We start from the raw sequence: 16,586 nt of genomic DNA, 5'->3' as shown, positions 1-16,586 counted from the left end.
GCGGTTATTCGCTCTGATTTTGCGACGGTTTTGCCCGCTTGCTACTCGCTGTAGCGGGTGGCGATGGCAGCTCGCACCATGCCGGTGCTCATGAGGTACGTTACCAGGAAGTAGCCGCCGTAGGCTGCCAGGAAAATCGCACAGGTGAGGCCCACCGTGCCGCCGATGCTCATGTTGCCAAACGTGCTCACCAGCTCGATGATCACCTTGAGCGCCACAAAGGAGTGCGCCAGACCCACTGCCAGCGGGAACAGGAAGAACACCGCTTGCTGTGCCATCACCGAATGGCGAATCTGGCGGTCGTCACAGCCGATCTGCGCCAGCACGCGATAGCTGCGGCTGCCATCTGCCACGTTGGAGAGCTGCTGGATCGACAGAATTGCCGCGCATGCAACGACCAGTACAAAGCCGATGTAGATAGCCAGATAGCTAATCATGCCGTTCATCTGCGCTGCCTGCGTATATAGCTCGGAGCGTGTCATGAAGACTCCCCACGAACCCGGCTCCTTGCCGTCAACGAGCAGGTTGTCGAGCATAGTGTATTTAATGAGCTCATCGGCCTCGGCAACATCCATCCCTCGCTTGTAGTTAACGAGTAGGTTGCTGGCATACGGCTGCAGATTAAGCTGGGACAGCAGCTCATCGGCAACGACCACGGTACCGGGATTGCTACCGAGCCCCGAGTTGGCGATGGCCGCCGTGTCCTTGTCCGACTTATCGGTTGCGGGCTTGAGCTCATGCCCACCCAAGGTGAGGGTATGGCCGCCGGCCATATATTTGGTGTACAGGTCGCCCAGCTCACCGCCCATATCACACGTAAGCACGTACTGGTCGCGGCCAATGCTCACCGGCTCCTCGCCCATCATCTGGCGCAGCTTGTTGTACTGGCTCGCCGGCGTCACAAACAGGCCCATATCATCGGCATTGCTACCCTCGAGCACCTTGGGGAGCTTTTCGCCCATGGCCTTGCACATCTCGCCTGCAGCTACCGAGGGACCCGAGCCGCCAAGCGGGTAACTCAGATACGAATCGATCTGCACATGCTCACCGGCAACATCGGCGATATTGACCTTTTTGCCGGTCTCGTCGTTGTTGTCCGCCGACTTGCGCTCGCCATGCCATGCAGCGTACAAATCGACCGTTGCATCGGCCAGCACCATGCGATCGGCCTCAGACGGATTGACATACTCCTTGTAGTAGTCGAGCGTTTCGGGCGTGTAATAGACATACGTCTGAGACACGTCAACAGGGTTATAGCGCTCCAGGTTTTCGTTCATCACGTTGGCGATCGACATACCGCACGTCACCGAGGTGATGGCCAAAAACAGGATCATCGCGATGACGCCCATCGAAAAGCACACCGTATTGACCTTGGCCGCAAGCTGGCGTACGGTAAACATATTGAGGCCGCGCCAATAGACGCTGCGCAGGCCCTGCAGCAGCTTGATAAGCATGCCCGAAAGGCCCCAGAACAGGGCAAAGGTACCCACCGTAACCATGGCCGTGGTGATACCAAACTGGTTCATGGCCTCCTGCAGCTTGGTATCGGTCGCGGTGAGCGGGAACCCGTCGCGCAGCAGACGGTAATAGGCCACGCCCACAAGCACCGCGCCCACAGCAAAGATGGCAATCGCGATCCAGGGGTTGCGTGTCTTGATACTCTCGTTGCGACGCTCGGCACCCATAAGCTCGATGAGTTTGGTACGACGCACGGCGCGAAGGTTCAGCAGCAGCGTGAGCACAAACATTACGAGCATGCAGGCAAGGGTCAGGTTGAACGCATGCACCGAGAAGAAGAAGTGGAAATTGGCGATCTGCGTCTTGAAGAGTGAAGCCGTAAAGAACGTCATGAGCTGGGAAAGCCCCACGCCCAGCACAATGCCGGCGACAAAGGCGCCGACCGAAACGATCACCGTCTCGAGCGCCATGATCGTGGCGACGCGCCCGCGCCCCATGCCGAGCACCTGGTACAGGCCAAACTCCTTCTTGCGGCGTTTCATGATGAAGTTATTGGCATACACCATCAAAAAGGCCATGACACCGGCCAAAAAGTACGTCAGGTAGCCGAGCATGCTGCCCATAACCTGCGCCAAGCCCTCTTCATCGATGCCGGCAATGTCGACCTGCATCGAGACGGTGTTAAAGGCATAGAAGACGGTGACGCCCAGGGTGAGCGTCAAAAGGTAGACGAGGTAGTCGCGGCCGGCGCGGCGGACGTTGCCCCAAGCGAGTTTACAGAGCATCGGAGCCCTCACCGCCCATCATGGCAACGACCTCCATAATGCGGTCGAAGAACTCCCGGCGGTCGGTGTCGCCGCGGCGCAGCTCGGTGAAGATCTTGCCGTCGCGGATAAACAGCACGCGGCTCGTGTAACTTGCAGCAAAGCTATCGTGCGTGACCATGAGAACGGTGGCGCGCAGGCGGCGATTCAGGGCCTCCAGGCTCTCGAGCAGCAGGCGGGCGCTTTTGGAGTCGAGGGCGCCGGTGGGCTCGTCGGCCATAATCATAGTGGGGTCGGTGACGAGCGCGCGAGCCGCGGCAACGCGCTGCTGCTGACCACCGGACATCTGGTAGGGGTACTTGTCGAGTACCTGGCTAATAGACAGACGCGCGGCCACATCCTGCACGCGGGTCGAAATTTCGGCCGAGCTTGTGCGGGCGATGGTGAGCGGCAGGGCGATGTTCTCGCGTGCCGTGAGCGTATCGAGCAGGTTGGAGTCCTGGAAGATAAAGCCGAGCTCCTCGCGGCGGAACTGCGAAAGCTTGGCCTGCTTCATGCGCGTCACATCCTGGCCGTTGATGCGGATGGTGCCACTCGTGGCGGCATCGATGGTCGACACGCAGTTGAGCAACGTCGACTTGCCCGAGCCCGAAGCGCCCATGATGCCGACGAATTCACCGCGGTTGACGGTAAAGCTGACGTCGTTGAGCGCGCGGGTCACGTTGCCCAGCGCTCCATATACCTTTTCGAGATGCGCGACCTCCAGTACCGGGGTCGCCATGTGCGTGGTTTGCATACCGAGTCCTTTCTTGCGATTAGTCTACGGCATCTATAGTCGCAAGAAGCCGAGTCGGCTACCATCGATATGGCTTACGCTTGCCTTACCGTTGTGTAAGGTAGTGCAGGGAACGTTTTGATGTTGAGAAAGGACTCCTGTTGAAGACTGTTCATGTTGCCGCTGGGATCATTCGCAAGGATGGATCTGACGAGCTGCTTGCCGTGCAGCGCGGCTACGGCGACATGCAGGGACTATGGGAGTTCCCAGGTGGCAAGCTCATGCGCGGCGAGACACCCGAAGACGCCGTGCGCCGCGAGCTTATGGAAGAGCTGCAGGTAAACGTCACCAACCTGCGTGATTTTTACACCGTTGAGTATGACTACCCCGATTTTCATCTCTCAATGGAGTGCTATTACTGCTCGCTGGCTAAAGAGTCCGGCGAGCCCCAGAAGCACGACCGTCAGCTCGATATCCGCTGGATTCCACGCACCTCGCTTGCCACGGTGGAATGGATGCCCGCCGACAAGGGGCTTATCGATTCGCTGATTGAGCTGAAGGAAGATCGGCTTGAGGCCAACGGCGCCGTCAACGATGCCGAGACCACCACAGCCGACGAACTTGCCACCAAACCCAAACACAAACCTAAGCGCCGTAGCAAAAAACGCCCCAAGCCCGGCCTGCTCGACGGCATCGATACCTCAGACCTCTCCGCCGACGAGCGCGAACTGGTGCGCCGTCGCGCTGCCATCAAAAAGTCCATGAAGGGCAACAAGCGTGCGAACACCAAACCCGAGCTGCTCGTTCGCCAGCGCCTGCGCGGCGCGGGCCTTACGGGTTATCGCTTGGAATGGAAGGTTCCCGGCAAGCCCGACATCGCCTTTCCCGGGCGCAAGATCGCCATCTTCGTCAACGGCTGCTTTTGGCACCGCTGCCCCAAGTGCAACCCTAGCCAGCCCAAGCGCAACGTTGAGTTTTGGGAGGCAAAGTTCCGTCGCAACGTCGAGCGCGACCGCACTGCCGTGGCAGCACTCACTCAAATGGGCTGGACACCCATAACCATCTGGGAATGCGAGCTTAAAAAAGACCGCATCGACGCCACGATGGAAAAGGTCATCGAGCAGGTGCGCGCCGCAGAGCCGCAGCGCTAACAGCGTGCATTCACACGCTCCGTACGTCCGCGCCACATCCACGTCACAAACCTTAGAAAGCCCTTAAGCCCAAAACCTTTCAAGAGTGTTACTCAATACCTCTGACCTGCAGTTTCATCGTAACACCAAACCAGGTTAAGCCTTTCTTTAGCGCTTCTTTGCGGCAGCCGCGGCATAATACTGCCAACGCACGGGACCTAGCAGCACGCCCCGTGCGCAACCTTTTGGCGGACATCGAGGAGGCCGCATAAGCATGCATTCTTCCAATGACGCAGCACAGCAGCCATCCCTAACACATGCAGACCTTTTCTCCTTCCCCCCGACACAGAGAAACAGCCCCCTCGACTCCCCCACCACAAAAACCAAGCGCTCAGCCGATCAGAGCCTCAACTTACGAGCATCCTTCGAAAAGCTCCAAGCATCCCTAGACAAGGCGTTCCCCGAACAGGCAAGAGCAATCTAAGCCCATCGCGCTTTATACTGATGCCATGCGAAACATGGATCACATAGAATTGCACCGCGGAGGACGCGAGGAAGCGTTTCCCGAGACCGCCGAAGACTGGCCCTATATTGCCGAACGCGCAGAATTCGCTCGCTATCCGGGCAATTCCGTCCCCTGGCACTGGCATTCCGAAGTTGAGCTTTTCTACATGGAGCAGGGAGCGATCGACTATCGAACGCACGCGGCTCATGAGCACGTACGCTTTGAGGAAGGGTCCGCCGGCTTTATCAACGGCGGCGTTTTGCACAGCACGCTGCAATCACCCAATTCGGCGCCAGCCATTCAAATGCTGCATATCTTTCAGCCGTCGATGCTCGGCGATCCCGCGGGGCGTCTCCAAAAGCGCTACATCAACCCATTGCTTCAATGTCGAGGCGTCGATGTGCTCAAATGGTCGCCCACCAATCCCGACGATATGCCCTTTATCGATTTGCTGAAGAGCTCCTTTAGCCACGACCTTCAACGGCCGCAGAACGAGATGGCGCTTCGAAATAGTTTGTCAGAGCTCTGGATTCAGATTAACGCCAAGACCGAACCGCTCTTTTCTTCCGACGGCGCCTCTTGGATGACCCGCCGCGACGTACAGTTCAAGGCAATCCTGGACTTTATCCGCGCAAACTATGCAGCCGCTATAGATGTGCCCCAGATGGCATCTGCAGCCGGCGTAAGCGAAAGAGAGTGTTACCGCATTATCGAAACTTGTGCAGGAACGACCCCGGCGGCATATCTACGCGCATACCGCATAAACCGTGCTTGCGAACTTTTGGCACACACCACGCGAACGGTACAGACAGTCGCGCGCCAATGCGGATTTATAACAGCAAGCCATCTTGGCCAGGTATTTAAAGAACAAATGGGGTGCACTCCTTCGAGCTATCGAGCAGCGAGGCAGAATCTCGATAGCACCAGGCAGAAATCCCGCTAACCCTTCTTCTGTCACTGCATCAAACTTGCAGGCAAACAACAGAGAGGAGCAATCATATGAAGCACTTTGACCATATCGTATTTGACGTTGATGGGACATTGGCAGATACAGAAGAAAGCGTTCTGTCATCGCTTGTCCAGATTGTCCAAGAAGAGACCAGCAAAACGCTTCCCCGACACGAGCTTGACTTTGCCCTCGGCATACCCGGCAAGGATGCCCTTGAGAAACTTGGGATCTACTCGCAGGCAACGTTGGATCGCTGGTGCCAAGTTGCCGCCAGCTTTAAAAGCACCATCAGCGTGTTTCCAGGTTTGCTTGAAGTCATCGCAACACTCGCCGATAGCGGCTGCAAACTTGGCATCGTCTCCTCACGTGCGCGCGACGAATACGCAAAAGAAATTGCACCCCTTGGTTTCGATAAGTATTTTGAGCACATCATCCTTGTCGAAGACACAACCGAACATAAACCCGCACCCGCACCCATGCTCGAATATCTCCGACGTGCGGGCGCGAATCCTGGCAACGTCGTCTACGTTGGCGACACCGTCTACGACGAACAATGCGCAACTTCAGCAGGGGTCAGTTTTGCCCGAGCAGCATGGGGATCACACCAAGATATCCCAAACGCCACCTACAACCTCAAAACCCCCAACGACCTACTAACCCTAACAACCAAATAACCCACGCGTCCCACCCTTTCAGCCCCAACACCACAAGGGCGATTGAGCAGAACGGCTTGGGCGGGTCCCCGTACTTAGTTTCCAAAATCATTCCGCAGCGCGAAGGCTTCTTATTATTTTCCGCCCTAACGCCACAAGGGCGACGACCTCGAGTAGGTCAACCTGGGAGGGACGAGGGCTTAGTTCCCCAATCTTTCCGCAGGGGGCAAAAAGCCTCGCCGCACGAAGTGCGCAGCGAGGCTTTTTGCATGCCCGAGGACGATTGGGGAACTAAGCCCTCGTCCCTCCCCGGGATATGTAGCGAGTCGGAGTACCCTTGCTGTTACTCTGCTTTGCCCACAGAGTTGAGGTTGGTCATGCGGATCTTAACCAGCTCGGTGATCTCGCGCATGCCCTCCTTGGCCGGCTTCTTAGGATCGAAGCAGGCGGGGTTCTCGGCCATGTAGGCCATGAAGCCCTTAGTGTAAGCCTGACGCAGCTCGGTGGCGTAGTTAACCTTGCAGATGCCGTTCTTCACAGCCTCGGCAACCTGCTCATCGGGCACACCGGAGGTGCCGTGCAGGACCAGCGGCACGTCGACGGCGTCGCGAATGGCCTTGACCACGGACTGCTCGATGTGAGGATCGCTCGTGTACACGCCGTGGCTGGTGCCAACGCCAATGGCCAGCGAGGTGCAGCCGGTGCGCTCAACAAACTCCTTGGCCTCGGCAGGATCGGTGTAGGGGCTCTCGCCCTCAACCGCAGGACCGTCGTCCTCCTTACCGCCGACCTTGCCGAGCTCGGCCTCGACGGGCACGCCCATGGCGCGGCCAGCGTCGGCGACGGACTTAGTCAGGGCAATGTTGTCCTCGAAGGACTCGTGCGAACCGTCGATCATGACGGAGGTGTAGCCCGTGCGGAAAGCCTGCATGCAGCGGTCATAGCCATCGCCGTGATCGAGGTGCAGGGCGACGGGCACGGAAGCGCGCTCGGCGGCAGCCTTGACCATGCCGTAGAAGTAGTCCAGACCAGCGGTCTTGATGGTGCCCGGGGTGGTCTGCATGATGACGGGGGACTTGGTCTCCTCGGCAGCAGCCAGAACGGCCATAACGAACTCGAGGTTCTCGACGTTGAACGCGCCAACAGCGTAGTGGCCGGCCTGAGCGTCCTTGAGCATCTTTTCGGTGGTAACAAGTGCCATGAGCGTTTGCTCCTCTCCCTCGCCCGCATCTGGACATCGGGCGTAGTTGTTCACAAGGTGTTTTACCTTGCGTTTTGCTGCGCTCATTGTATGAAATTCAGCGGGTATGCATGTGCGAGATATTGAGCCCATGCAGGTCAATACAGTCGTTTTTGAAAAGTAAACGGAAGGAATTGGAGCCGAGCGGGCGTGTTCGATATTGAATTTTGGGCGTTCAGCGTCTTTCTTTTATAGAAAAGATAAGTAATCGAAAGGTGTTTTCTTACTCAAAAAGAAAATGAACGAAAATGGAGTCAACACAATTCCTGCAAATTTAGCCGAGAATGGAGCAACCATGGCCCAAGCTACCAACCGTGCATTTGCCGACGAACGCCGTACCGCCATTATGGAAATGCTCGAGCACAACGCCTCGGTGCAGGTAGCAGAAATCGCCCAGACCTTTAGCGTGTCCTCCGTCACCGCCCGCGCCGACCTGGACGCGCTCGCCGAAGCAGGCAAGCTGCGCCGCACACATGGTGGTGCCGTATCGCTCCACAAGCGCCTGACCGTCTCCACGCAGGATCGCCGCATCAACGTCAACGTCGCCGCCAAGCAGGCCATCGCGCAAAGCGCCATCGAGCTCGTCAATGACGGCGACACACTGCTTGTCGACTCGGGCACCACCGCGCTCGAATTTGTCCGCTTGCTCGACCAGCGCGACGGCATCACCGTCATCACGGCCGACATCACCATCGCCGATTACATCGACGAGAGCATGCCCTCGGTCGATGTCGTCATGCTGGGCGGGGCACTGCGCAAAGGTCATCGCTATCTGTACGGACCGCTCACCATGCAGGCGATCCAAATGGTTCATGCCGACCTTGCCGTCATGTGCCCCGGCGCTTTTGTTCCCGGCTGCGGCTTTACGACCGACTTTCCGCAGATGGCCGAGACCAAAACAGCCATGATCTCCGCCGCCCGTCAAGGCGTTGCCCTCATGGACGCCAGCAAGGTCAACGGACGCGGCATGTACCGCTTTGCCAAACTGACCGATGTCGGCACCATCGTGATGGACCGTGACCCCGACCATGCCGTCGCCACCTCGATCGCCGAGTTAGCCAACGACGCTCGTCCAGCCCTCATCATCGCCGGCGCTTAAACAAAAACCACCACAAAGGTGCCTGTCCCCTTTGTGGTGGTTTGAGCGTTAAAAGTGAACGTATCGCTACTTGGAGAGCTCGTCAGCGAGGGCCTCAATCTGGGCGCGCGAGGCGTCGTTGAGCGAACCCAGCACGGTCACCTTGTTCTGCGCCAGGGTAATGTCCTTCATGCCCTCGAGTTCCTTGGTCATAACCTTGGCAGCTGCGGGCGCCCAGGAGCCGCCCTCGACGAGCGCCACCGTACGGTTCTGGTAGGCATGCTCGGCAAGCGTGTGGATAAAGGTGCTCATGAACGGGAAGATCTCGCCCTGATAGGTAATGGAAGCGAGTACCAGACGATCATAGCGGAACGCATCCTCAACGGCCTCGGCCATGTCGTCGCGAGCCAAGTCAAAGACGGAGACCGTCTGGCCGCGAGCCTCGAGTGCTGCGGCGAGCTCCTCGACGGCGGCCTTCAGATGGCCGTACACGCTCGCATAGGCAATCGTGATGCCCTCGTCCTCGGGCTGATAACTCGACCAGGTGTTGTAGGTGTCGAGGTAATAGCCCAGGTTCTCGGTAAGAACGGGACCGTGGAGCGGGCAGATGATCTGGATGTCCAGATCGGCGGCCTTCTTGAGCACGGCCTGCACAAACTTGCCGAACTTACCGACGATGCCAAAGTAGTAGCGGCGAGCCTCGCAGGCCCAACCTTCCGGATCTTCGATGTCGTTGGCGCCAAACTTACCAAAGCCGTCGGCACTAAAGAGCACCTTGTTGGTGGCCTCGTAAGAGAACAGCACCTCGGGCCAGTGCACGTTGGGAGCGCCGACAAACGTTAGGCTATGACTGCCCAGATCGAGCACGTCGCCCTCTTTGACGACCATCTTACGCTCGGGGAAGTCGGTGCCAAAGTAGTTGACCATCATGCGGAAAGCGCCCATGCTGGCCACAATCTGCGCTTGGGGATAGCGCTCCATAAAGGCGGCGATGCCAGCAGAGTGATCGGGCTCCATATGGTGAATGACCAGGTAGTCGGGCGTGCGGCCGTTGAGCACGGATTCGAGGTTACCAAGCCACTCATCGACAAAGCCGCCATCGACCGAATCGGCGACGGCAATCTTCTCGCCCAAGATAACGTAGCTGTTGTATGCCATACCGTTCTCGGACACATCGTACTGGCCCTCGAACAGGTCAATGTCGTGATCGTCGACGCCAACGTAGCGGATATCCTTGGTGATCTCCATCAGGCAAAGCCTCCTAGATAGACAAAAGAGCCCGTCTATCATAGCACTCGGCTGCATCCCAACAGCTATCTGCCGGCATCCTTACCGATTGTTATTGAAATGCGATAAATCGCCGTTTATCAGCACAAACTATGCGCGCGGTATCGCCGTGCTATGTCGAATGATGAGTTGTCCGGGAATACGAATGGCAACGGTTTTGTCCGCCGCGCCCGCCTCGGGAACCGCATGCTCGAATACCTCGCGTCCGCGCTGATGTAGATCGAATCGCACGGTCGTGAGCTCGTTGTGTGCGACAAAATCATCGAGCGAATCGTCGACGCCCACCACGCTCACGTCCTCGGGCACGCGCAAGCCGCTATCGCGCAGCGCTGCAATAGCGCCGTTTGCCATCTGGTCGTTTGCCGCGTAAATCGCCGTCATGGCGCGGTCATGCTCGGCCAGGTACCTGCCGGCCTCGTAACCGCTGTTAGCAGACCAGTCGCCCTCGAGCGGCTCTGCCGGCTCGATGTGTTTACGCTCGAGCGCATCCTGCCAACCGGCGCGACGAAATTGCTCGTCGACCGAGAACGACGGGCCGCCAATATAGCGAATCTGCTCGTGCCCCAGCTCAAACAGATGGTCCATAAGCAACAGCGAGCAGCCGTAATGGTCGGAATCGACTGTGGTCACGCGCGGATGCGCATACATGGTGACGATAACCGTGCCAATGCCCGGCAGTGGATCAAACGTCTCAAAATCGGGCGCCATACGACTCATGCCGATAATAATGCCGTCGACGGGTAACGCGGCCATACGGCGCGTTGCCTCGGCAAGCGAGAACTCCTCGGTCTTGGACATCTCGACCAGCGTGATGGCGCAATTATGCTCGCGAGCAGCGCTGGCGATGCCGTCGATCATTGAGAGGTTGCCAAACTTGGTGACATCGTTGACGCACAGACCGACCGAATGGTAGCGGCCGTCGCGCAGCGAGCGACCGGCATAACTCGGACGAAAGCCGAGCTCTTGCATAGCGGCCTGCACGCGCTGGCGCGTCTGCTTGTTGACGTTAGGGAGGCCGTTGGCGACGCGTGAAACCGTCTGCTGCGAAACGCCAGCAGCGCGGGCGACGTCCGCCATGGAGACCGGACGCGTACCTGTATCGTTGGACGGGCGCCTTGCCACAGGATCACCTTCACACTTGCGAGATCTGAATAGCGTGCATGCCGGCCCGGGCAGAAACACACCCCGCGCCGAAGCCCGCTATCGTCGGACGCATGTTAACGTACTCTACTTTTTCAATCCGCAACTCTTCTGCTCTATAAGTCCATACGGCAGTACCGTTCACGGCTGAATTTCTACCGATTACCAGATTCTCAAAAAGTGACAAGCGATGTGTTATGAGTACGTTAACATAGCCCGTAACGTGCGGCATTGTGAATACTTGGTTCATGCCGCTTTAAGTTGTTAACGTACTCATAACGACGCAAAACCCACCCGTGCGCGCCAAGGAAAGGACCCCCATGACCACCCCCGACGAAAAGACATTCGCCACGCTCACCAAGCTGTTTGAGGAGGAGTTTGGCCCCATCGGCGACCGCCAGGTGCTCTACGTGCACGCGCCCGGGCGCTCCGAGATCAGCGGCAACCACACCGACCACGAGGGCGGCCACGTTATCGCCGGCTCGCTCGATGTCGCTGTTGACGGCATCGCCGTGGCAACCGATTCCAACAAGGTCCGCGTTGCCGACGAGGGCTACCCCACGCTTGAGATCGCGCTCGACACGCTAGACGTTCAGGAGTCCGAGAAGGGCACGTCCGCGAGCCTCGTCCGCGGCATGGCCCACGAAATCGCTGCTCTGGGCGTTGAGCCCCAGGGCTTCGACTTCGCCTTCACCTGCTCCGTCCCTTCGGGCGGCGGTCTTTCCAGCTCTGCCGCTGTCGAGGCCGCGTACGGTCGTGCCATGGAAACCCTCTGGGGCGCACCCGCCATCGAGCCCGTCGCGCTCGCCCAGATGAGCCAGCGCACCGAGAACAACTATTACGGCAAGCCTTGCGGTCTGATGGACCAGGCCGCTGTGTGCCTGGGCGGCCTTGCCTACATGGACTTTGAGGACCAGGCTCAGCCTAAAACCCAGAAGCTCGAGCTCAACTTTGAGGATCACGGCTATGCGCTCGTGCTTGTTAAGGTCGGCGCCGACCACGTGGCCGCCACCGACGACTACGCCGCCGTTCCGCGCGAGATGCAGGACGTCGCCGCCGAGTTTGGCAAGGCACGCCTGTGCGAGGTCGACGTTGCCGACTTTGACGCTAAACTCCCCGAGCTGCGCGCCAAGCTGGGCGACCGCGCCTGCCTGCGCGCCGTTCACTACTGGTACGAGAACGGCCTGGTCGACAAGCGCTGGGCAGCGCTCAACGCCGGCGACATTGACCAGTTCCTGGTCCTGACGCGCGAGTCCGGCGCCAGCTCTGCCATGTACCTGCAGAATGTTGTTGCCAAGCTGGGTTCCGAGCAGCCTTCCATGTATGCCCTGGCGCTGGCCGAGCACGTGCTCGACGGCCGCGGCGCCGTCCGTATCCACGGTGGCGGCTTTGGTGGCACCATCCAGGTCTTCGTGCCGCTCGATCTGGTCGACACCTTCATTGCCAAGATGAACGGCTGGCTGGGCGAGGGCTCTGCCCGTCACTACGCCATCTCTGACAAGGGGGCTTACGCGGCATGGCTGTAATGACTGACGTGAGCGAAGCCGCGCAGAACCTGATCGAGTACGCCATTCATCGATCGATGATCGGCCAGGACGATCGCATCTGGGCATACAACACCATTCTGGAGTGCATCGGCGTTACGGGTCCCGCGCTCGATATGGCCTGGGCGCTCCAGGTTGAGAAACTCTCGCTCTTGCACCCCAATACCCTGCCCGACTTTGATCTTGAAGGCACGCTTGCCGCGCTTTCCGAGGCCGCCGTTACCAACGGTGCCGCCGAGGACACGGCGTCAGGCCGCGACCGCATCGCCATGCGCATCATGGGTGCGCTCATGCCGAGGCCTTCGGTTATAACCGAAGAGTTCAACGGACGTATGGGCGTCAACGAGCCCCGCGCCGCGACCGACTGGTTCTACGGCCTGTGCTGCGACGCCGGCTACGTGCGCCGCGCCGCCATCGCGCGCAACATCAAATGGAGCACCCCCACCAACTGGGGCGATCTTGAGATCACCATCAACCTCTCCAAGCCTGAGAAGGACCCACGCGATATCGCCGCGGCTGGTGCCGCAAAGAACACGGGCGAGAAGTATCCCGCCTGCCAGCTCTGCATCGAAAACGAGGGCTATCCCGGACGCTCCGCCGCAGCCGACGGCGGCGCTCACCCCGCTCGCCAGAACCTGCGCATTATCCCCATCCAGCTCAACGGCGAGCGCTGGGGTTTCCAGTACAGCCCGTACGCGTACTTTAACGAGCATTGCATTGCCATGAGCTCCGAGCATCGTCCGATGCACGTCGACCGCAAGGGCCTGACCTGCCTGCTCGACTTTGTGGACCTGTTCCCGCATTACTTCATCGGCTCCAACGCCGACCTGCCTATCGTGGGCGGCTCGATCTTGTCGCACGACCACTTCCAGGGCGGCGCGCACGAGTTCCCCATGATGCATGCCGCCGAGGTCTCGCAGTTTAGCGTGCCCGGTTTTGACCAGGTCACCGGCACTGTGCTGCAGTGGCCGCTCTCGGTGCTGCGCCTGCGCTCGCATGACCGCGCTCAGCTGCTCGACGCTGCCGAGAAGATTATCCTCGCCTGGCGCGAGTGGACCGACGAGTCTGTGGGCGTTATCGCGCACACGGCCGACGGCGTAGCGCACAACACCGTGACGCCCGTCATCCGCCGCGTCGACTCCCGCGGCAACGCCGGCGGCGAGATTTACGAGGCCTACCTGGCGCTTCGCTGCAACATCACGACCGACGAGCATCCGCTGGGCGTTTTCCACCCGCATGCCGAGTACCATCACATTAAGAAGGAGAACATCGGCCTGATCGAGGTCATGGGCCTGGCCATTCTGCCGCCGCGCTTGGTTCCCGAGCTCGGCGCTGTCCGCGAGCACCTGCTAGCGGCCAAGGCCGATGCCAGCTACGATCTCGCCGGTGCGCTCGAGGGCGATGATCTTTGCCGCAGCCACGCTGCATGGGCCGAGGACGTTTTTGCCCGCCGCGCCGACGAGCTTACGGCCGACAACGCCATCGATATCCTGCACGAGGAGGTCGGCGTGGTGTTTGGCCACGTACTCGACAACGCCGGCGTCTTTAAGTGGGACGAAGCCGGCCGCGCCGCCCAGCAGCGCTTTATCGACTCGCTGTAGCATACGAGTTCGAGCCTCATCAGCGGCCACGACACAACCGCCCACACGACAACGGCGCCCGCCGGCAACATCGCCGACGGGCGCCGTTTTATTGGCTAATCATTGGGGACGTTCTTAAACGACTAGTCAAACAAGAACGTCCCCAATGACTACTTGCGACCAAGACATCGGCGTTGCCTTGGCATTGTCAGCGAAAACGCCCCTAAGCGAGCAAGGTGACGTGAAAGAGGAGGGCATTGACCTTCTGGTCATGCCCGACGATTGAACGTCAGATTGCCGCTTAGGGGCGTTTGCAGCGTCGAGCCGTTACGGTGTTTGGTAAAACGCCGTAACTCTACAGTTCAGTCACGACAACGTTGTTGTAGATCTCGTCCCAGCGGTCCATGACCAGGTGGCCGGTCTTGGGGTCCATGGCGTTGAGCTTGCCGCAGGTATTGGCAGTCTTGAGCACCGTGACGTCGTCGACACCAGCAGCAATGGCATGCGCAAAGCCGGCGATGGTCGAGTCGCCGGAACCCGTCGCGTTCACAGCCGCAATCGCGGGCGTCTTGGCGCGGAACGCGCGACCCTCATGGAAGCCCACCGAACCGGCGGCACCCATCGAAACGACAACCCAGGGAATACCGGCAAAGCGGCCATCGGAGGCAAGCGCCTCGCGCAGGGCATCGACATCATCGGTCGTAAAGGACGTACCCAGCAGGCCGTTAATCTCGGTCAGGTTGGGCTTTACGAGCTCAGGCTTAGCGTCGGACTCCAGCGCGGCCTCCAGCGATGCACCCGAGGTGTCGAGCAGCACCTTGGCGCCCGCCTCCTCGGCGATCTTGACGAGCTCAGCATAGTAGCCGGCATCGACGCCACGAGGCAGCGAGCCCGAAAGCGTCACAACGTCCGCCTTCGCTGCAAGCTCGGCGAACTTGGCCGTAAAGGCCTCGAGCTCGGCCGGGGCGATCTGCGGGCCGCTCTCCAGCAGCTCGGTCTGATTACCCTCGTGCAGGATATTCAGGCAAATGCGGGTCTCGCCGGCGATGGGCACAAAGTCGTTCTTGACGCCGTCGGCATCCATAAGCTCGGCCATATAGGCACCCATGTGGCCGCCGAGCAGGCCGGTCGCGAGCACGTCGTCGCCCAGCTGCAGCAGCACGCGGCTCACGTTGAGGCCCTTGCCGCCAGCGGTCTTTTCGGGCGTCACGCGGTTCACGTCGTCGATAATCAGCTTGTCGAGTTGATAGCGCGTATCAATCGACGGGTTCATGGTAACGGTCAGAATCATGTTGAACTCCTGTTCCGGGGCGGCATGACCCACCCCAAACATACGATAGCTCGTTAAAGGATCTCGATCTCAAAGCCGCGGGTGACGGTCTCCCCCGGCTTGGCCACCAGGCAGCCACGCTTGTGCTCCAGAATATCGTCCTCGTCGAAGCAGGTGGACAGACCACCCCACGGTTCCACGGCCACAAAGTCGCCCTCGGGCTTGCTCCACACAATCAGGTACGGCATATCGGGGAACGTCAGGCGCACGCCCTTGTCCTCGGTTTTCTTGGTCAGCGTAACCACGCGGCTCTCGAGCACGTCAAAGATAGTCTCCGCGAAGTCGAAGAGTTCGTGGGTCAGCGGCAGGCTCTGGTCGATCATAGGGTTCTTGCTGCGATGCTCAACATCAATCAAGCCCGTCGAGGGAACGGCAGTACAGAGCTCGGTGGCCTCACGCTGCTCAAAACGGAGCTCATAATCGTCATAGGACTCGCCCTCGTCGAGCGGGCACTTAAAGCCGGGGTGACCACCCACAAAGAATGGCATATCCTCGGTGCCCTCATTGGTCACCTCGTACGACACGGCCACCTTTTCCGAATCGATCGTGTAGCGAGCAACGATCTTAAACGGATACGGGTACTGCTCAAGCAACTCGGCATGGTCGGCAGAGCTTAGGCTCAGCGCAACCATGTTGTCGCTCTGTTCCTCGAGCTTCCACTCCTGCTTGCGGGCAAAGCCGTGGCGGGCAAGCTTGACCTCGCGGCCACCCATGGTCATCGCGCGGCCATCACGAAGGCCGCCGCAAATCGGAAAGCAAATGGGTGCCTGGCCCGACCACACCGCCGGATCGCCCTGCCACAGATACTCACGACCGTTGGCCGCAATAGAAGTGAACGATCCGCCAGCCGTGCTCAGTGCCACACGAATAGAACCGTTATCAAGAACAAACTCCATAGGAGCCTTCCCTTTCGTACGCCAGCCCGCCGAGTCAGTGGGGCTGATAGAAAACCGGCCCGCGCCCCCTCACAGAAACGCGAGCCGTCAATTGAAAAGCTACAGAATGCCGGATACCGCCAAAACGAAGCACTCAAGCCAAGCAAGCAAACGTGTTATCGGAGCAGCTTACCGAACCAGAAAGCTTCGCAACAACAGCGGTAACCCCACAGGTCACTCAGACATCAGCGAGAAGCCAGCTGGCGAGGCAAGGTGCC

The 16,586-nt window shown here is 59.4% G+C and carries 13 protein-coding genes; 6 read left to right on the top strand and 7 right to left on the bottom strand.

Translation table 11 applies throughout. From position 1 onward, the window contains the following. Positions 1–41 precede the first annotated feature (41 nt). A complete protein-coding gene (locus DXB86_RS03015; protein WP_117736102.1) occupies positions 42–2,243 on the bottom strand; it encodes an FtsX-like permease family protein in 2,202 nt (733 codons plus the stop codon). Further along, positions 2,233–3,018: an ABC transporter ATP-binding protein gene (locus DXB86_RS03010; protein WP_117736101.1), complete on the bottom strand. Its 786-nt coding sequence runs from the start codon at positions 3,016–3,018 to the stop codon at positions 2,233–2,235. The genes DXB86_RS03015 and DXB86_RS03010 overlap by 11 nt, the downstream gene beginning before the upstream one ends. Before the next feature lie 140 nt (positions 3,019–3,158). Here DXB86_RS03010 and vsr point away from each other — a divergent pair, with 140 nt between their 5' ends. The 3 genes from vsr to DXB86_RS02995 all read left to right on the top strand — a co-directional run bounded on the left by vsr (position 3,159) and on the right by DXB86_RS02995 (position 6,255). Continuing rightward, positions 3,159–4,148, top strand: a complete 990-nt coding sequence (gene vsr / locus DXB86_RS03005; RefSeq protein WP_117736100.1) for a DNA mismatch endonuclease Vsr — start codon at positions 3,159–3,161, stop codon at positions 4,146–4,148. 497 nt (positions 4,149–4,645) lie between these two features. Further along, positions 4,646–5,575 (top strand): AraC family transcriptional regulator, encoded by a 930-nt coding sequence (locus DXB86_RS03000; protein ID WP_158555267.1) that lies wholly within the window; start codon positions 4,646–4,648, stop codon positions 5,573–5,575. A gap of 56 nt (positions 5,576–5,631) precedes the next feature. After that, positions 5,632–6,255, top strand: coding sequence for an HAD family hydrolase (locus DXB86_RS02995; protein WP_089572377.1), 624 nt, complete (start codon positions 5,632–5,634; stop codon positions 6,253–6,255). 322 nt (positions 6,256–6,577) lie between these two features. On the opposite strand, the gene DXB86_RS02990 is transcribed toward DXB86_RS02995, so the two are convergent. Next, on the bottom strand, positions 6,578–7,435 hold the full coding sequence (locus tag DXB86_RS02990) for a class II fructose-bisphosphate aldolase (protein WP_022095149.1): 858 nt from the start codon (positions 7,433–7,435) through the stop codon (positions 6,578–6,580). Between the two features lie 334 nt (positions 7,436–7,769). Here DXB86_RS02990 and DXB86_RS02985 point away from each other — a divergent pair, with 334 nt between their 5' ends. Further along, positions 7,770–8,573, top strand: a complete 804-nt coding sequence (locus tag DXB86_RS02985; RefSeq protein WP_117736098.1) for a DeoR/GlpR family DNA-binding transcription regulator — start codon at positions 7,770–7,772, stop codon at positions 8,571–8,573. A gap of 66 nt (positions 8,574–8,639) precedes the next feature. On the opposite strand, the gene DXB86_RS02980 is transcribed toward DXB86_RS02985, so the two are convergent. Both DXB86_RS02980 and DXB86_RS02975 read right to left on the bottom strand, forming a co-directional pair. Then, the gene (locus DXB86_RS02980; RefSeq protein WP_233504127.1) at positions 8,640–9,800 is read right to left on the bottom strand and encodes an FprA family A-type flavoprotein; all 1,161 of its coding nucleotides are present in this window, start codon (positions 9,798–9,800) and stop codon (positions 8,640–8,642) included. Between the two features lie 129 nt (positions 9,801–9,929). After that, positions 9,930–10,916, bottom strand: coding sequence for a LacI family DNA-binding transcriptional regulator (locus DXB86_RS02975; protein ID WP_117736097.1), 987 nt, complete (start codon positions 10,914–10,916; stop codon positions 9,930–9,932). Positions 10,917–11,299: 383 nt separating this feature from the next. Between DXB86_RS02975 and DXB86_RS02970 the strand changes: the two genes are divergently transcribed. Then, positions 11,300–12,505 carry a galactokinase family protein gene (locus DXB86_RS02970; protein ID WP_117736096.1) on the top strand — a complete coding sequence of 402 codons (1,206 nt, stop codon included), beginning with the start codon at positions 11,300–11,302 and terminating at the stop codon, positions 12,503–12,505. Beyond that, complete coding sequence (locus tag DXB86_RS02965) at positions 12,496–14,124, top strand: UDP-glucose--hexose-1-phosphate uridylyltransferase (protein ID WP_369831475.1); 1,629 nt, start codon at positions 12,496–12,498, stop codon at positions 14,122–14,124. The genes DXB86_RS02970 and DXB86_RS02965 overlap by 10 nt, the downstream gene beginning before the upstream one ends. A 334-nt stretch (positions 14,125–14,458) precedes the next feature. On the opposite strand, the gene DXB86_RS02960 is transcribed toward DXB86_RS02965, so the two are convergent. Beyond that, a complete protein-coding gene (locus tag DXB86_RS02960) occupies positions 14,459–15,394 on the bottom strand; it encodes a hexose kinase (RefSeq protein WP_117736145.1) in 936 nt (311 codons plus the stop codon). Between the two features lie 53 nt (positions 15,395–15,447). Further along, positions 15,448–16,329: an aldose 1-epimerase family protein gene (locus DXB86_RS02955; protein ID WP_117736094.1), complete on the bottom strand. Its 882-nt coding sequence runs from the start codon at positions 16,327–16,329 to the stop codon at positions 15,448–15,450. Positions 16,330–16,586: the final 257 nt, after the last annotated feature.

This window comes from Collinsella sp. OM06-18AC (assembly GCF_003438785.1).
Taxonomy (GTDB): Bacteria; Actinomycetota; Coriobacteriia; order Coriobacteriales; family Coriobacteriaceae; genus Collinsella.
This window is presented reverse-complemented; position numbering and strand designations above follow the sequence as displayed.

Coding starts and splice junctions, on each gene's coding strand:
- DXB86_RS02985 (WP_117736098.1), top strand. CDS start 7,770: ATGGCCCAAGCTACCAACCGTGCATTTGCCGACGAACGCCGTACCGCC.
- DXB86_RS02975 (WP_117736097.1), bottom strand. CDS start 10,916: ATGGCGGACGTCGCCCGCGCTGCTGGCGTTTCGCAGCAGACGGTTTCA.
- DXB86_RS02965 (WP_369831475.1), top strand. CDS start 12,496: ATGGCTGTAATGACTGACGTGAGCGAAGCCGCGCAGAACCTGATCGAG.
- DXB86_RS03010 (WP_117736101.1), bottom strand. CDS start 3,018: ATGCAAACCACGCACATGGCGACCCCGGTACTGGAGGTCGCGCATCTC.
- DXB86_RS02995 (WP_089572377.1), top strand. CDS start 5,632: ATGAAGCACTTTGACCATATCGTATTTGACGTTGATGGGACATTGGCA.
- DXB86_RS02990 (WP_022095149.1), bottom strand. CDS start 7,435: ATGGCACTTGTTACCACCGAAAAGATGCTCAAGGACGCTCAGGCCGGC.
- DXB86_RS02960 (WP_117736145.1), bottom strand. CDS start 15,394: ATGATTCTGACCGTTACCATGAACCCGTCGATTGATACGCGCTATCAA.
- DXB86_RS02955 (WP_117736094.1), bottom strand. CDS start 16,329: ATGGAGTTTGTTCTTGATAACGGTTCTATTCGTGTGGCACTGAGCACG.
- DXB86_RS02970 (WP_117736096.1), top strand. CDS start 11,300: ATGACCACCCCCGACGAAAAGACATTCGCCACGCTCACCAAGCTGTTT.
- DXB86_RS02980 (WP_233504127.1), bottom strand. CDS start 9,800: ATGGAGATCACCAAGGATATCCGCTACGTTGGCGTCGACGATCACGAC.
- DXB86_RS03000 (WP_158555267.1), top strand. CDS start 4,646: ATGGATCACATAGAATTGCACCGCGGAGGACGCGAGGAAGCGTTTCCC.
- DXB86_RS03015 (WP_117736102.1), bottom strand. CDS start 2,243: ATGCTCTGTAAACTCGCTTGGGGCAACGTCCGCCGCGCCGGCCGCGAC.